Source organism: Alishewanella sp. BS5-314 (assembly GCF_025377695.1).
GTDB lineage: Bacteria > Pseudomonadota > Gammaproteobacteria > Enterobacterales > Alteromonadaceae > Alishewanella > Alishewanella aestuarii.
Genome location: NZ_JACEHJ010000001.1, coordinates 914,730 through 928,905 on the forward strand (window position 1 = coordinate 914,730; position 14,176 = coordinate 928,905).

The 14,176-nt window shown below is 52.9% G+C and carries 14 protein-coding genes; 9 read left to right on the forward strand and 5 right to left on the reverse strand.

Translation table 11 applies throughout. The features are described 5' to 3' along the window. Positions 1 to 5 precede the first annotated feature (5 nt). Complete coding sequence (locus H1D31_RS04300) at positions 6 to 548, forward strand: 1,2-dihydroxy-3-keto-5-methylthiopentene dioxygenase (RefSeq protein ID WP_261256340.1); 543 nt, start codon at positions 6 to 8, stop codon at positions 546 to 548. Positions 549 to 743: 195 nt separating this feature from the next. Continuing rightward, complete coding sequence (locus H1D31_RS04305) at positions 744 to 1,649, forward strand: LysR substrate-binding domain-containing protein (protein WP_008609725.1); 906 nt, start codon at positions 744 to 746, stop codon at positions 1,647 to 1,649. A 565-nt stretch (positions 1,650 to 2,214) separates the two neighbouring features. Here the strand turns inward: H1D31_RS04305 and H1D31_RS04310 are convergent. From H1D31_RS04310 to mtnA, 3 genes are all read right to left on the reverse strand, one after another. Next, a complete protein-coding gene (locus tag H1D31_RS04310; protein WP_261256342.1) occupies positions 2,215 to 3,156 on the reverse strand; it encodes a substrate-binding periplasmic protein in 942 nt (313 codons plus the stop codon). Positions 3,157 to 3,182: 26 nt separating this feature from the next. Continuing rightward, positions 3,183 to 3,893, reverse strand: a complete 711-nt coding sequence (locus tag H1D31_RS04315; protein WP_261256344.1) for an SIMPL domain-containing protein — start codon at positions 3,891 to 3,893, stop codon at positions 3,183 to 3,185. Positions 3,894 to 3,965: 72 nt separating this feature from the next. Then, positions 3,966 to 4,994: an S-methyl-5-thioribose-1-phosphate isomerase gene (gene mtnA, locus H1D31_RS04320; RefSeq protein ID WP_261256346.1), complete on the reverse strand. Its 1,029-nt coding sequence runs from the start codon at positions 4,992 to 4,994 to the stop codon at positions 3,966 to 3,968. A 90-nt stretch (positions 4,995 to 5,084) separates the two neighbouring features. Between mtnA and mtnK the strand changes: the two genes are divergently transcribed. Further along, positions 5,085 to 6,290, forward strand: coding sequence for an S-methyl-5-thioribose kinase (gene mtnK / locus H1D31_RS04325; protein WP_261256348.1), 1,206 nt, complete (start codon positions 5,085 to 5,087; stop codon positions 6,288 to 6,290). 43 nt (positions 6,291 to 6,333) lie between these two features. On the opposite strand, the gene H1D31_RS04330 is transcribed toward mtnK, so the two are convergent. Beyond that, entirely contained in the window at positions 6,334 to 7,161 is an 828-nt protein-coding gene (locus tag H1D31_RS04330; RefSeq protein WP_261256349.1) for a substrate-binding periplasmic protein, read from the reverse strand. 211 nt (positions 7,162 to 7,372) lie between these two features. On the opposite strand from H1D31_RS04330, the gene H1D31_RS04335 reads away from it, so the two are divergent. The 5 genes from H1D31_RS04335 to H1D31_RS04355 are packed head-to-tail and all read left to right on the forward strand — an operon-like array spanning position 7,373 to position 12,419. Continuing rightward, on the forward strand, positions 7,373 to 8,053 hold the full coding sequence (locus tag H1D31_RS04335; protein WP_261256351.1) for an ABC transporter ATP-binding protein: 681 nt from the start codon (positions 7,373 to 7,375) through the stop codon (positions 8,051 to 8,053). Next, positions 8,041 to 8,982 (forward strand): multidrug transporter, encoded by a 942-nt coding sequence (locus H1D31_RS04340; protein ID WP_261256353.1) that lies wholly within the window; start codon positions 8,041 to 8,043, stop codon positions 8,980 to 8,982. The genes H1D31_RS04335 and H1D31_RS04340 overlap by 13 nt, the downstream gene beginning before the upstream one ends. Then, entirely contained in the window at positions 8,982 to 9,989 is a 1,008-nt protein-coding gene (locus tag H1D31_RS04345) for an HlyD family secretion protein (RefSeq protein ID WP_261256355.1), read from the forward strand. The genes H1D31_RS04340 and H1D31_RS04345 overlap by 1 nt, the downstream gene beginning before the upstream one ends. Next, positions 9,989 to 11,182, forward strand: a complete 1,194-nt coding sequence (locus H1D31_RS04350) for an efflux RND transporter periplasmic adaptor subunit (protein ID WP_261256356.1) — start codon at positions 9,989 to 9,991, stop codon at positions 11,180 to 11,182. The genes H1D31_RS04345 and H1D31_RS04350 overlap by 1 nt, the downstream gene beginning before the upstream one ends. Position 11,183: 1 nt before the next feature. After that, a complete protein-coding gene (locus H1D31_RS04355; protein WP_261256359.1) occupies positions 11,184 to 12,419 on the forward strand; it encodes an ABC transporter permease in 1,236 nt (411 codons plus the stop codon). Between the two features lie 7 nt (positions 12,420 to 12,426). On the opposite strand, the gene H1D31_RS04360 is transcribed toward H1D31_RS04355, so the two are convergent. Continuing rightward, positions 12,427 to 13,176, reverse strand: coding sequence for a substrate-binding periplasmic protein (locus H1D31_RS04360; RefSeq protein ID WP_261256362.1), 750 nt, complete (start codon positions 13,174 to 13,176; stop codon positions 12,427 to 12,429). 153 nt (positions 13,177 to 13,329) lie between these two features. Between H1D31_RS04360 and H1D31_RS04365 the strand changes: the two genes are divergently transcribed. Beyond that, positions 13,330 to 14,046 (forward strand): outer membrane protein OmpK, encoded by a 717-nt coding sequence (locus H1D31_RS04365; protein WP_261256364.1) that lies wholly within the window; start codon positions 13,330 to 13,332, stop codon positions 14,044 to 14,046. Positions 14,047 to 14,176 lie beyond the last annotated feature (130 nt).

A 14,176-nucleotide genomic window follows, 5' to 3' on the forward strand; every position in this document is an offset into this window, starting at 1 on the left:
GTTAGATGAGCCGTTTACAAATCTTCGACCTGAGCCAGCCCCAGCAAGCGCGATTTAGCAGTAGCGACGCCGCTGAGATCGCCGCGAAATTGCAGCAACAGGGCATTCGCTTTGAACAATGGCAAGCCGCAGCCCCAATCAGCGCCAGCAGCAGTAGCGAACAGGTGCTCTCAGCCTATGCCGCCGATATCAGCCGACTAAAAGCAGAGCAAGGCTATCAGACCGTGGACGTGATTTCGCTGCACCCGGCGCATCCGGATAAGGACGCGCTGCGGCAGAAGTTCCTGGATGAGCATATCCATAGCGAAGATGAAGTGCGGTTTTTTGTCCGTGGTCAGGGCTTGTTCTGCCTGCATCTAGGTGAGCAGGTCTATCAGGTGTTGTGCCAGCAGAATGATCTGATCAGTGTGCCGGCCAATACCCCGCATTGGTTTGATATGGGCAGCGCCCCGGATTTTACCGCTATCCGGTTGTTTAATAACCCGGCGGGTTGGGTGGCGCACTTTACCGGCACCACTCTGGCCCGACAATTTCCGCTGTTAGATTAGGCGACAAGCCGCTACCAGACACCATTTTGCCGCAGTAAGATGCTGCAAAATGGTGCAACACTGATAAAAGGGCTAGATAAGTTAGCTTAACCAACTGAAAGTAAATCACTTTTAATTATGGTTTAGCTCTTGCAGTAATTTTGTCATACTAGTTTCCTATACTTCGCGTTGATGCTGATACCCGGGTAAGTTGATATGTCTTTGCAAACACCGCTGCGAGGCTTGCGTTGTTTCTGTGTTGCTGCAGAATGCCTTAGCTTTAAAGAAACGGCGAAACAGCTGTACCTGACGCCATCTGCGGTAAGCCATCAGATCAAACAGCTGGAAGATAACCTGAACCTGAGTTTATTTGAGCGCAAAACCCGCGCCATTGAATTAACCGAAAGCGGTAAACAGTTTTATCACGCCATTAAGCCGCTGCTGGAGCAACTTAGCCAAACCATTAACCAGTTTAGCCAGGTAGAGCGTACCAAAGAAGTCAGTATCTCGATGCCGGAGTTCTTTGCCAGTGAGCTCTTTGTCCCGCGCTTACGCGGCTGGTCGGAACAATATCCGAATATTAACCTGACACTGGAAACGGTGAAATCGCGGCGCGACAGCCCGAAATATACCGATGTGTCGGTGGTGCTATCCGGCAAAAAGCCGCAGGATGTGCTGTCTTACGATCTGTTCCCCATTAGCTATATCCCGGCCTGTAACCCGAGCTTGTTTCAAAAGCTGCATGGCAAAGGCTACCGGGTGCTGGAGAAAACACCGCTGATCCTGCATCAGGCGCGGCCCACAGCCTGGCACCAATGGGCAGAGCGGGTGGGTTATCATCAGTTTCAACCAAAACAAATTATTCAACTGGACAGTATGTTTAGTGTGGCCCGGGCAGCGCAGCAAGGTCTGGGCGTGGCGCTGATCCCGATGCCGATCAGCCATGCCTGGTTTAGCAGCGGCGCCCTGGTCAAGCTGTTTGAACAGGATTTACTAAGCCGCGACCGTTACTATCTGGTGCAGCATAATGAGGATCCGGAGCGGCCGGAAATTAAGCTATTAATAGACTGGGTACTGCAAAGCTTTAATACCCCGGAAGTAGCGCTGCAACCCGCCAGCTAACGGCATTTTCCGCCACTTTTAACTGAAGCAAAGTTCCGCCTCCATAGGTGAATTTTTTTAACCTGTCAGGTGTTTTTTTATCGTTTGTACAGCTGTTTGGTACGGCTTATAGTTAACCCGTGTTCGAGATTCGAATACAGCGGTTAAAGTTGTTGAAGGGTGTAACCTACCCTTACCTGTCTACCTTGTCTTAGCCCGATTGAATAAATCGGGCCTTTTTTTGCCTGTTTAATACCGAAATCATTATTCTGGCTTGCGCCAACAACCTGTACCGCTATACAAAACAGTCTCCGCAACTCTAGAAACTCAAGCTCACGGCCAAATCAGCGAGTTTATATAGTAACTTAGCGACACAGAAATCGCGGCTGAAATGGCTGGTAAAGCCGCTGCTAACATATTTTTCCAACCCTTGTCATATTCAGGCAGCGGGGCGAATAATTTCACGCCAAGGCGTCGTTTGATCAGCCAGGCCAAGCTGAAACTGATAACGACAATTAATGCAAAGAGTGTGAACAATTCCATTGCAATCCTCCATTCCTGCTAAACTCAGCATGCGGATTTTGGCTTAGTTTTGCCGTGTTGTAAGCAATAACTGCGCTAACTCCGGGCCCAGCTGCTCCGTCAGTAACTGCCGGTAGCGGGCACTATTTAAGTAACCGCCGTCTGCACTAAAGAATGCCTCCAGTAAGCTGGCCCAATCATTATTGTGCGGCATAATAAAACCGAAAGTCTCCCCGGTTTCTGCCGCTATCGGATGGTCGCGCAGCGGCATACCGGCTTCACGGGCGCGCCAGTAATTATAGGCATCCACATAGGCATAATATTGACCACTGGCAACCTTGGTTAATAGCTCAGGGTTACTGCTAACCTGATGCACAAGCGCATTGGGCTGATATTGATCGCGCAAGCGGTTTATTCGTTGTTCATGCAGGGTGCCGCTAAATGCCAACGGTTGCAGAGCCGCAAAATGCTCAGGAAAAGCCGGCCATGCTGGCAAAGCAGGGATATCCTGATGGCTGATCAGGGCTGCGATATTGTGCAGATAAGGCGGTGAAAAGGCTAACTCTTGTTTGCGTGGCTCAGTAATGGTGACATTGCCTAGGCCAAAGACGCCGCCTTGCGCCTGCACAATACGCCGGTAAAAGCGCTGCCAATCCGTTTCGGCAACAAAATTAAGCTGCAGCCTCAGATTATGCTGTTGCTGCAGCCAGTTCGCAAAGTCCCGGATAATTTCGACACTCACCCCGGTTAGCTCACCTTGCAAATTGGGGTAAGCAAAGCCTTCTGCAGGCACATATAACACCGTCAGTTGGGCTGTTTGTCCCGGCTGTAACTCCTGATAAAGATCACCGCGATCACTGGTCGCCGCCAGCGGGCTGATCGCAAAAAGTAACAGCAGGCTTAGTATGGCCTGACTGAAAGCCAGCTTACTCCTGATAGCCTTACTGATAGCAACCTTATAGACAACAATCTTATTTACAACAAATAATGCAGCGGCTTTAAACACGCAAGCGTCCTTAGTTTATTCAACCCCTAGTCAGACAGATAATACTCAACTGTGGTCACTACGCGTACCTTTTTAATATGGGGTGTATTAGCATCCCGGTCGCTAATCGAAAACTGCCCCTGCGACGCAGTTTTAATTTTACCCAGCTGGCTCTCTGAATCCTGCGCAAATTTTAACGCCACTTCGCGCGCTTGCTTGGTCGCTTCCTCAATCATCTGTGGCTTTAGCTCATTCAGTGCCGTAAAGCTATATTCCACCCGGTTCTGGTAGGGATCCTGATTAAAGACAATACCCTGGCGCCCCAGTTGCCCGATAGCACTGATCAGGCCGCGGATCTTTGCCACATCCTTACTGTAAACCGTTAGCGTCTGGCTGGCGATATAGCGAAACTCCGCCCGATCGCCTTCACCATACTGCTGCGCCTTTTTATCAATCACATTAGGCGCGGCACGGCTGATGGCACTGGCTTCGACACCGCCCTGTTGCAAAAACGCCGTAATTAGGCCGCTTTGCTGCTCCAGGGTTTCAAATAAGCTGCCCAGCTGATTATCGGCCACCGTAAACTGGATCGGCCAAATTACGGTATCGGCTGCCACTTCCTGCTCGGCCAGGCCTTTTACATTCACCACCCGCTCATACTCTTTAAATTTTACCGCCATTTGCTGCACCAGAAATCCCAGTGCTGCCAGCCCGAGCATCAGGCTAAAACCCAGTATTGTTGCTGCCTTGCTTTGCATCTTCATTCTCCTTATTGCCAGTACCCTACTGCAACACCGGCATACTGTGCGACTTGAGTGATTAACGCCGACTTAATAGTTTAGTTGCTGTAGCACACCATCAGCAATTTGCTGCTGGTTATATACCCCGCTATCCAGCACCCAGCCGGTGACCAGCTTCGCCGGTGTCACATCAAAGGCCGGGTTAAATACCGCGGCCTGCGCCGGCGCCCACAGCGTTTGGCCAAAGGCCCCCGACACCCCACGTACTTCATCCGCAGCGCGCTGCTCGATCGGAATAGCACCCCCATCCGGACAGGCCAGATCGATAGTCGTACGCGGTGCCACCACATAAAACGGCACCTGATGATAATGCGCCAGCACCGCCAGGCTATAGGTACCCACTTTATTGGCAAAGTCACCATTGGCGGCAATACGGTCGGCGCCAACAAAGATCCGATCCACCTCACCGCGAGCCATTAACATCGCCGCCATATTGTCGCAAATCAGCTGATAGGGAATGCCCAGCTGTTCGCACTCCCAGGCTGTCAGCCGGCCGCCTTGTAATAACGGCCGGGTTTCATCTACCCAGAGCCGGATAGCTTTGCCCTGTTGCTGCGCCAACCGGATCACCCCCAATGCAGTGCCGACTCCAGCAGTGGCGAGGCCGCCGGTATTGCAATGCGTCAGTAACCGCTCGCCGGGTTGCACCAGCGCAGCACCATTTATGGCAAGTTGCTCACATAACGCCACATCTTCGGCAAACAAGGCTTCTGCACAGGCCACTGCCGCCGCGACAAAATCCGGCTGCGTCAGCGCCGCCAGCATGCTGTCCAGGTTATTCATTAAATTGACTGCGGTGGGCCTTGCCGCGCGCAGCACAGCGGCGTCTTGCAGCAGCTGCTCGCGGCTATCCCCCTGTAAGGCGCGGTAGGCCAGTAACAGCACAGCGCCAATGCCAATAGCCGGCGCACCACGCAACTGTAAGTTCTTGATCAGGCTCACCATCTGTGGCACGGTGGTGCAATGCAACCATTGCTGTTGCTGTGGCAGTAAGGTTTGGTCCAGCACATAGAGCTGATGCTCGACTAGTTTCAGGCTTAAGGCGGTCAGGTTTTTCATCTGTTTTATCTCATTTGGCGTTGCAGACGTCTGGATGTTTTGCGATTATGCAGCCCTGTTTACCCCCGAGCAAGTGATTGAGGCAACCCGATGACGGCTTATCATATCTTTACCCCAGACGATGCATTACGTTTTGCGGACCGGCATAGTGAACTCTTTGGCGATCACAGTAAATTATCTGCCGTCGAATTTGGCGACGGTAATCTGAATCTGGTATTCCGGGTCAGCAATGATAAAGGCACCTCGCTGATCGTCAAGCAGGCATTACCCTATGCCCGTTGCGTGGGGGAAAGCTGGCCGCTTAGCACCGACCGCGCCCGGATCGAGGCCGAAGTGTTGCAGCAGCATGGCCGCTTTTGCCCGCAACATACGGTGGAAGTATTGCATTTTGAGCCGGCGTTGTCGGCTATTTTAATGGAAGATCTGAAGCAGTATCAGATTTTGCGCAGCGAACTGGTCAAGGGTAAAACCTTTGCGCATCTGGCCAGCCAGATGGCAACCTATCTGGCGCAAACCTTGTTTTATAGCAGTGATTTTGTGCTGAGCGGCCCGGTTAAAAAAGCCGCCGTGGCACGCTTTATCAACCCCGAGCTGTGCCTGATCACCGAGGATTTATTCTTTACCGACCCTTACTGTAATCATGAGCGCAATACTATCCATGCCCTGATCCTGCCGCGGGCACGCCAGCTGTGGCAGGACGAAGAACTGCAGGCCGAAGTGGCGGCGTTAAAGGCCGACTTTTTGTCCAAACCCCAGGCCTTGCTGCATGGTGATGTGCATAGCGGCAGTATCTTTATTAATGCGGATAACTGCAAAGTCATCGACGCCGAGTTTGGCTTTTATGGCCCGATCGGCTTTGATGTCGGGTCCCTGCTCGGTAACTTATTGCTAAACTACGTCGCCTGCCCCGGTCTGTTTGCGCCAGAACAAGCAGAGCAGCAACAAGCCTATTTATTAGCGCAAATCCGTGAGCTCTGGCAGCAATTTGCTGCGCAGTTTAGCCAGTTAATGGCCAGCGAAACGCAAGACAGCGCCTTGCAAAACAGCCGCTACCAGCAACACTTTTTACAACAGGTATTGGCCGATAGTCTGGGTTACGCCGGTTGTGAGCTGATCCGCCGTACCGTTGGCTTGGCGCATGTCGCTGATCTGGAGAAAATTACTGATGCCAGTAAGCGGGCAGAGGCGGAGCTGCGGGCTATTGAGTTGGGGCGGGTCTTGATTATGCAGCGCCGGAATTTGCACTGCATGCCAGAGTTGCTGGCAACAGTGCAGCAGACCGCTAGTGCTCTTTAAAGTTAATTATGAATGATTCAGACGGAATTAACTGAAAAGAGCACTAATTAGTTTCTGGCAGCTGCTGCTGCGCAAACTGCTCCAGCGCTTCCAGCATTGCCTCCGGATAAATGCCCTGATAGCGTTGACGCATCCGGCCATCACGATAGCTTTGCATCAGGGCCTGCTGCCAGCGGGCCACCCGCCGTGCCGGCACATCCAGACTAAAAGCCAGATATTGGGTCGTACTGGCAAACTCAGCCACTTTGACCAGCTCCACCTGATTTGCTGCCAGCTCCGGTTGGCGCATCGCATAAGACGTATCACTTAGTAAAATCAGATCGACCCGCTGACGCATTAACATCTCAAAGCAATCACCCTGCTTCATTGGCCGGTACAGCTGTGGCTCCTGCACAAAACCTAACTGCGCTAACTTTTCCAGATAAGCGGATTTGTTGTATTCACAAGCCGTATAATGCTGCGGCCATAATTGCTGCGGCAGTGCCGGATCAAAACGATCTTTGCGGGCAAACAAGTAAAGACGATGAATTTTTAATGGGCCAACCCACTGAAATAATGCCTCGCGTTGCACAGTACGGGTAGTTTCAAATAATCCGGTGGAGGGCTGACTGGTCGCCAGGCTAAAGGCCCTGGCCCAGGGCAATAACTGAAACTGGACCGGCTCCTGCAGTTCATCCGCCAGATCACGCAGTAACTGATAGGTCACGCCGCTTAGCTCGCCCTGCGCATCCAGATACTCCCCCGGCGGGCTGTGCTCGGTTAACAGCTGCAATACCGGTAATTGTGCCAGCTGACTTTCCGCCGCTACCGCCTTTACCGCAGGCACCAGCAGCAGGCAACACAACCAGAGGGTGATAATACTACGGAGCATCAGCTAATACCTGTTATCATGATTAAGTGATACTACTCTGATTGCCGCCGTCTGAAAACCGCCTTCTGCCGACACACTGGTCACTGCTTCTCCCTAAACAGGATGTCTGTTCCTGAAATAACTGCTTACATTTTTCGTGTCGGCCTGGCTGGTCGCAGCAGGCCCGGCTATGGCAGACTGTTGTTAATAAACTATTACAACAGGGAAAGCGATGATCCAGGCCTCAGCACTTAGCAAAGTATTTGGCAGTGGCGATACCCAGGTGCAGGCGTTACGGGATGTCAGTCTGCAAATTGCTGAAAACGAATTTGTTGCCATTATGGGCAGCTCCGGCTCCGGCAAATCGACACTAATGAACATTCTTGGCTGCCTGGATACGCCAAGCAGTGGCAGCTATCAGTTAGCCGGCGCCGATGTCAGCCAACTGGATGACGCCGCCCTCTCCGCCATGCGTAATCAGCATATCGGTTTTATTTTCCAGTCTTTTCACCTGTTACCACGCCTTAGCGCTGCCGAGAACGTGGCGCTACCGCTGCGCTATACCGCTACGCCGGCTGAGCAGGCATTACAACGGGCCGAAACCTTGTTACAGCAGGTTGGTCTGGGCCACCGTATGCACCATAAACCAGCTGAGATGTCCGGCGGCCAGCGCCAGCGCGTTGCTATCGCCCGCGCCCTAATCAATAACCCCAAGGTGATCTTTGCCGACGAGCCGACCGGTAACCTCGACAGTAAAACCTCAGTCGAAATTATGCAGCTGTTAACCGAGTTACATCGCCAGGGCAATACCGTGGTGATGGTGACGCATGAGGATGATATCGCTGCCTATGCGCAACGGGTGATCCGAATGCGCGATGGTCAGATCCTGGAGGATAGCGGATGTTCAATCTGAGTTTTGTCTTTGCGCTGGCACTCAGCCAGCAAGCCGAGCAGCCGTTACCACTGCTGTTAACCGGCAGCCTGGTGTCGGAATACCGGCAAAATATCGTGGCGCCGATGAGCGACACCTGGCGTATTCAGGTGCAGTGGCTAAAACCGGAAAATGAAGCCGTACAGGCCGGCGACCTGGTCGCGGTATTCGATGCCGGTACTATTCAAGCCAATATCGAACGCCTGAAAACATCCCTGATAAGTGCGCAGGAACAGTATAAACAATTGGAAAGCCAGCACGCCTTAAAGGTGCTGGAAGCCGAGTATGAACTGGAGCGGCGGCAGTTACTGCTGGAAAAGGCCGATATCGATGCCGCTGTGCCTAAGGCCAATTTAAGTTTGTACGATTATGAAAATAACCAGCTTACCCAGCAACGGGCGCGCACCGAACTGAAAAAAGCCGGCGAAACCCTGGTTACCGCGCGCAAGGAGCAGCAAAACGCGCTCTACAAGCAACAGCTGGTGATTGATAAAGCGACAGCAGACCTGGCTGAGGCCGAGAAAAACTTACAGAATATGAGCGTTTATGCCGAACGGGATGGCGCCATCAGTTACAGCCTGCATCCCTGGTACCGCACTAAATTATTCGCCGGCGTCACCGCTCAGCCGGGTTGGCAAATTGCCGAGGTCACGGAAAAACAAGGGCTCTATGTTGAGGCCTGGGTGCACGAAGTCGACGTTGCGCGGCTACAGCAAGCCAAACAGATTGAAGCACGCTTTGATATTGCACCGGAGCAGCCCTTTACCCTGTCGTTACAGCAACTGGCCGGCCAGGGTGAAAAGCGCCAGGCCTGGGGCAATGCCCTCTATTACCGCGCCAAATTTACTGCTGAGCGCTTTCCGATCAATCAACCTATGCTGGGCATGGGGTTATTACTGGAAGCCCGCTAATGAAGCTGCCCGCTATCTTTACTATCAGTTTATTCAGTCTGAGCTTGTGCGGCCTGACCGCCTGCAGCAAGCCCGGCGATGAGGTGACGCAACAGCAACAGCGTCAACAGGTGCGTGCAACCGGTCAGCTGGCGGCAGCGACCTACTTTACAGTGTCGCCACCCAGTGTTGCGCGGATGTGGCAATACAATATCCGCGAAATGGCACCCGAGGGCGCCATGTTAGAAGCCGGGATGCCGGTGGTGGGCTTTGACGGCCAGAGTATTCAGGATGATCTGCGCAATAAAAGCATTGAACTGAAAAGCGCCCAGCAGGAGCTGGCAAACCGCCTGACCACGGATGAACAGCGCTATGAAGAGCTGAAGCTGCAACTAGCAGAACGCAAAAACGATCATGACCGGGAACAGCGCAAAGCCGAAATCGTCGATCATTCCCGCTCTGAGAACGACCGCCGTAAAGCACAGATTGACTTTACCCTGGCGCAAAGCCAATACCAGCTGGCGCAGCGCCGGCTGGATTTTCATCAGCAGCAACGCGAAGCAGAAAAGCAGATTATCTCATCAAAAATTGCCCGCCTGACTGCCGAAGTACAGCAACTGCAGGCGGAGTTTGCCTCGTTACAAATCAAAGCCCCCTATGCCGGCATTATGGTGTATTTGCCTGACTATAATGGCGAGAAATCCTCAGTGGGCGATACCGTACAATTCGGACAACCTATTGCCGAGGTCAGTCAACTCGACAGCCTTTATATCAAAACAGAAATTGATGAAGTTGACCTGAAATATCTGCAGCCTGGTCTGACAGTACAAATTACACTGGACGCCTATCCCGAGCGGAACTTTAGCGGGGTGCTGACTGATCTGGGTAAGGCGGTGCGGAATAGATCCGCCGAAAACCTGAGCCGGGTGGTTGATGCCAGTATTAAACTGGATGAGCCGGACTTAAGTATTATGCGGCCGGGTATGAGTGCCCGCCTGGTTATTCGTCTGTCGCAGGGAGCGAACTAATGCGGTTACTCTCAGGTTTTATTGTTAGCGTTGCGATGAGTGCCCTACTACTTGTGGGCTGCTCTGATCCGGCACAAACCCAGCCCTTGCTTAAAGTCAGTAGCGGTGAGCTGGAACATCGCATCAGTGCCGAAGGTGAGCTGTTTGCGGTAAATTCCATCAGTATTAATGCGCCCCAAAATACCCGGGGCCCGCGTTTTATCGCTGAGTTGGCGCCGGAGTACAGCAGTATTCAACCCGGCGATCTGGTGATCCGCTTTGACGCCACCCAACTGGAGCGCAGCCGCCGTGATGCCAGTAATTCTCTGGCGGCAGTGCTTTCTGATCAACAATTTAAAGGTACCCAACAAGCGGCTGAGCTGGCGAATATCGGTCTGGACCAACGGCTGGTGCAGCAAGAGTTTGCCTTTGCTGATCGCTTTAGTATTGAAGATATCCAGATCCGTTCGCGGTTGGAAATTCTCGATTCGCTGCAAAACAAAGAATTTCTTGGCGAAAAGCAAGCCTATCTTAACTGGCAACAGCACAGCTTTGCCGCCCGCTCGCAGGGTGAACTGGACTTGCTGCAACTGCAAAAAGGCCAGCAGCAAAGCTTGTTAGAACAGGCCGAAACCGGCTTGTCAGCGCTGGAGATCCGGGCGCCACACAGGGGTATTCTGCTTTACGACAGCAACTGGCGCGGTGAAAAGCCGGAAGTCGGTCGCATGGTGTTCCCTGGCGAAAAGCTGGGCAGTATCCCCGATCTGAGCCTGCAACACCTGAAGCTGCAAATAATTGAGCAGGAAGCCGTCGGTCTGGCGGTGGCGCAAAGCGTCAGCTTTCGGCTGACGGCCCGGCCGGAGCAGCTGCTGTCCGGTAAAATTGTCAGTGTTGGCCAGGTAGCGCAGTCCCGCGAGCGACGCGACCCAAGGCGCTATATTGAAGTGATCGTCGCCCCCGACAGCCAGCAAAGCTTTTTCCTGCCCGGTGCCAAGGTCAGAGCCGAGATCCTGGCCAATCGTTTATCCGAGGTCCTGACCGTGCCACTACAGGCGGTATTTAGCGACGAACAAGGGCAGTACGTTTGGAAACAACAAGCCGGCAAACTGGTTCGCCAGCATGTCAGCCTGGGCGCGAAGAGCCTGACCCATACCGAAATTACTGCCGGCCTCAGTGCAGGCGATCGGATCAGCCTGCTGGCACCGGAGAATTAATATGCAGCACAGTGCGATGCTTAAAGATACGCTGGCCGAACTGGCGCAGCATAAGTTACGAACCTTTCTTACCTTACTGGGCATGATCTTTGGTGTTGGTGCTGTGATCGCGATGCTGAATATTGGCGAAGGCGCAGAGCGCGAAGCCTTAAAAACCATCGAAACCATGGGCCTGCGCAATATTATCGTCGAGAGTAAAAGCTTTGATGAGAAAACCCTGCTGGAACACCGCAAACATTCCCTTGGCCTGAGCCAGAGTGATCTGCAAGCGGCGGTCAGTACCCTGCCCGGCATTACCGGCCATAGTGCCGAGCGGCAGTTGGAAACCTATGCCATTATCAGCCATAGCGGCAAAAGCGAAGGGGTAGCGATTGGCGTCTTACCCAGCTATCTGGAACTAAGCAGCCTGCCGCTGGCGGCCGGACGCAACTTTACCGAGCTGGAAGATCTGTATGCGGCCCAGGTTGCTATCCTGGGTTCGCAGATGGCGGCCAGTCTGTTTCCGGACGGTGATGCGCTTGGCAAAAATGTGAAAGTTAACCATGTCTGGCTGCAGGTCATTGGTGTGCTGGCCGAGCCCTATACCGGCCAGAATGAGTTTCAGGGTATTAAGCTCGGTGGTGAACAGAACCAGTTGTTTATGCCGCTGCAAACCGCGCGTAACCGTTTTCGCAGTATTCCGCTGGATGCGGAACTCAGTTCCTTCCGGCTGCAACTGGCCGAGGGGGCCAGTACCGCGATGATTGCCCGGGCCCTGAATCATCTGCTGTTGCAACGCCATAATGATATTGATGATTTTCGGATCGTGGTGCCAGCGGCATTGCTGGCGCAGCAAGAACAAACCCAGAAAATTTTTAATATCGTCATGTCCTGTGTGGCCGGTATTTCGCTGCTGGTCGGTGGCATCGGTATTATGAACATTATGCTGGCGACGGTGCTGGAGCGGACCAAAGAAATTGGTTTGTTGCGGGCAATTGGCGCGACCAAGCGGGATATTAAACTGCAGTTCGTGGCCGAGAGCTTTACTATTGCCATTGTCGGTGGTATCGCCGGTATTTTGTTTGGCATAGTGCTGTCGGAGTTAATTGCCTTCTATTCCGGCTGGGCGGTGTCCTGGTCGCTACCGGCGATAGTGCTGAGCTTTAGCATTTGTGCGCTGATTGGTATCGCCTTTGGCGTCTATCCGGCGATCAAGGCCTCTGAGCTGGATCCGATCACTGCGTTACAAACCGACTAGGTGTTAGTTAAGGACAAAAGGCCGCCAGTTGCTGGTTGGCCTGCCGGAAGTAACGCTGTTGCAAGGCAATAAAGGTCGCCTGACGCCAAAGTTCGCGCTGGGCACGGTCAAAGGCGGTGGCTTGCGCCGCATCACGAAAGGCGACCCGATAGTAAGAGCTTTGGAAGGTCATGATCTGTAATGCCGGCTCCACCGCCAGCGCATCCAGATGATGACCCAGGATATTAAGGTCCAGCACTATGGCGTCGGCACGCTGACGTAACAGCATATCGACCTGACTACTCTGATCAACGGTTTCGCTATAGCTGGCCATTTGCGGTATCACCCGGCGAAACTCCTCGCCTAATACCTGCTGCGCGGTTTGAAACGCAATGACCCGTTGCTGTGCCAACTCAGCTAAGCTCTGTAGTTCACCCCTGCCGTTAGCCAGCCTCGCCACGACGTTCTGGTATTGAATATAGGGGCAACTATAAAAATAGTCCGGTTCGGTCGCGCTCATTGGCTGTAGGGTCACAGCGTCAAAGGTGCCGCTTTTAAACATCGGTAGTAGCCGGCCATTCGGTACATGAGTAAATTCGGCCTGCCAGCCGGCGGCGACAAAGATTTCCCGTAGCAGATCCAGCTCGTATCCCGCGCCCGCGTTCAGGTCAACATAGGGTGGCTTATGCAAGCCGACCAGCACCTGCATCCGCTGTGGCTCAGCAGGCACTGGCGTGCTAAGTAACAGCATAATGCTGATAATCAGGCCTGAAATCATCTCTTTACCTCTACCACAGGATCGCAGCGACAGAACTTCTTTATTAAAAAGCATATACCAGATCTGCGACTGGCGGCGTTATTTTTGGCCGGACTTGCGTGTTATCCAAAAAGCAGCTTAACTTCCAGCAGTGTTGTCTCTGAGTATGGCTGCATGCGGATCTGGCTGTTATTGCTGTGCTTGCTACCCTCGGTAGTTCAGGCAAAAATTATCTGGCAGGATTTCCGGTTAAGTTACCTCTATGGTGAACACTACCGGTTGGGCGACCCACGCCGCCAGGTGTTAACCTTTGAGTATGCCGCCCAAACCAGCTGGGGAGACAGTTTCTTCTTTCTGGACCATCTGCGTTCACAGGATGGCAGCCGCAACAATTATGCCGAATGGCAACCGCGTTTTAGCTTAACCAAAAACAGCAACCAGACCTTTCAGTTTGGCCTGATCAAAGATGTGTTGCTGGCTGGCCATCTGGAGATGAGCAGTCAGGCAACTAACTATCTTTATGGCGCCGGGGTCGATCTGGCCGTGCCCGGCTTTCGAATGCTGCAAGCGAACCTGTATCGTCGCAATAATCAGTTACGTGCTGACAACTGGCAGCTGACACTGGTCTGGGCTTATCCCTTTAAGCTGGGTCAGCAGCAGTTTTTATTGGATGGCTTTCTGGATTGGGCCAGTGGTAATGCCGACCAGCGTGCTAATCTGAACCTGACACCTCAGCTTAAATTGCTGGTCAGCCCGTCTTTAGGTTTGGAGAACCCTCTTTGGCTGGGTGTCGAGTACGTGCTGTGGCGTAACAAGTTTGGTATTGCGGACAGCCCGGAGCGACGCAGCCACGAAAATAACCTTAACCTGCTGCTTAAATGGCATTTTTAAGTACCCGCTGCGCAACGGCAGCGCTAATTTAGCGGCGCCTGCGCCCGTTACAGTTGACGACTGTACTGTTTTTAACCATAGTACTAGGGCGTATTGACAACAGTGTTATGTACCGGGTTAACAGGACAGT

Bases quoted from the DNA above. Each gene is read 5' to 3' on its own strand.
- H1D31_RS04300 (WP_261256340.1), top strand. From the start codon at position 6: ATGAGCCGTTTACAAATCTTCGACCTGAGCCAGCCCCAGCAAGCGCGA.
- H1D31_RS04305 (WP_008609725.1), top strand. From the start codon at position 744: ATGTCTTTGCAAACACCGCTGCGAGGCTTGCGTTGTTTCTGTGTTGCT.
- H1D31_RS04315 (WP_261256344.1), bottom strand. From the start codon at position 3,893: ATGCAAAGCAAGGCAGCAACAATACTGGGTTTTAGCCTGATGCTCGGG.
- mtnA (WP_261256346.1), bottom strand. From the start codon at position 4,994: ATGAAAAACCTGACCGCCTTAAGCCTGAAACTAGTCGAGCATCAGCTC.
- mtnK (WP_261256348.1), top strand. From the start codon at position 5,085: ATGACGGCTTATCATATCTTTACCCCAGACGATGCATTACGTTTTGCG.
- H1D31_RS04330 (WP_261256349.1), bottom strand. From the start codon at position 7,161: ATGCTCCGTAGTATTATCACCCTCTGGTTGTGTTGCCTGCTGCTGGTG.
- H1D31_RS04335 (WP_261256351.1), top strand. From the start codon at position 7,373: ATGATCCAGGCCTCAGCACTTAGCAAAGTATTTGGCAGTGGCGATACC.
- H1D31_RS04340 (WP_261256353.1), top strand. From the start codon at position 8,041: ATGTTCAATCTGAGTTTTGTCTTTGCGCTGGCACTCAGCCAGCAAGCC.
- H1D31_RS04345 (WP_261256355.1), top strand. From the start codon at position 8,982: ATGAAGCTGCCCGCTATCTTTACTATCAGTTTATTCAGTCTGAGCTTG.
- H1D31_RS04350 (WP_261256356.1), top strand. From the start codon at position 9,989: ATGCGGTTACTCTCAGGTTTTATTGTTAGCGTTGCGATGAGTGCCCTA.
- H1D31_RS04355 (WP_261256359.1), top strand. From the start codon at position 11,184: ATGCAGCACAGTGCGATGCTTAAAGATACGCTGGCCGAACTGGCGCAG.
- H1D31_RS04360 (WP_261256362.1), bottom strand. From the start codon at position 13,176: ATGATTTCAGGCCTGATTATCAGCATTATGCTGTTACTTAGCACGCCA.
- H1D31_RS04365 (WP_261256364.1), top strand. From the start codon at position 13,330: ATGCGGATCTGGCTGTTATTGCTGTGCTTGCTACCCTCGGTAGTTCAG.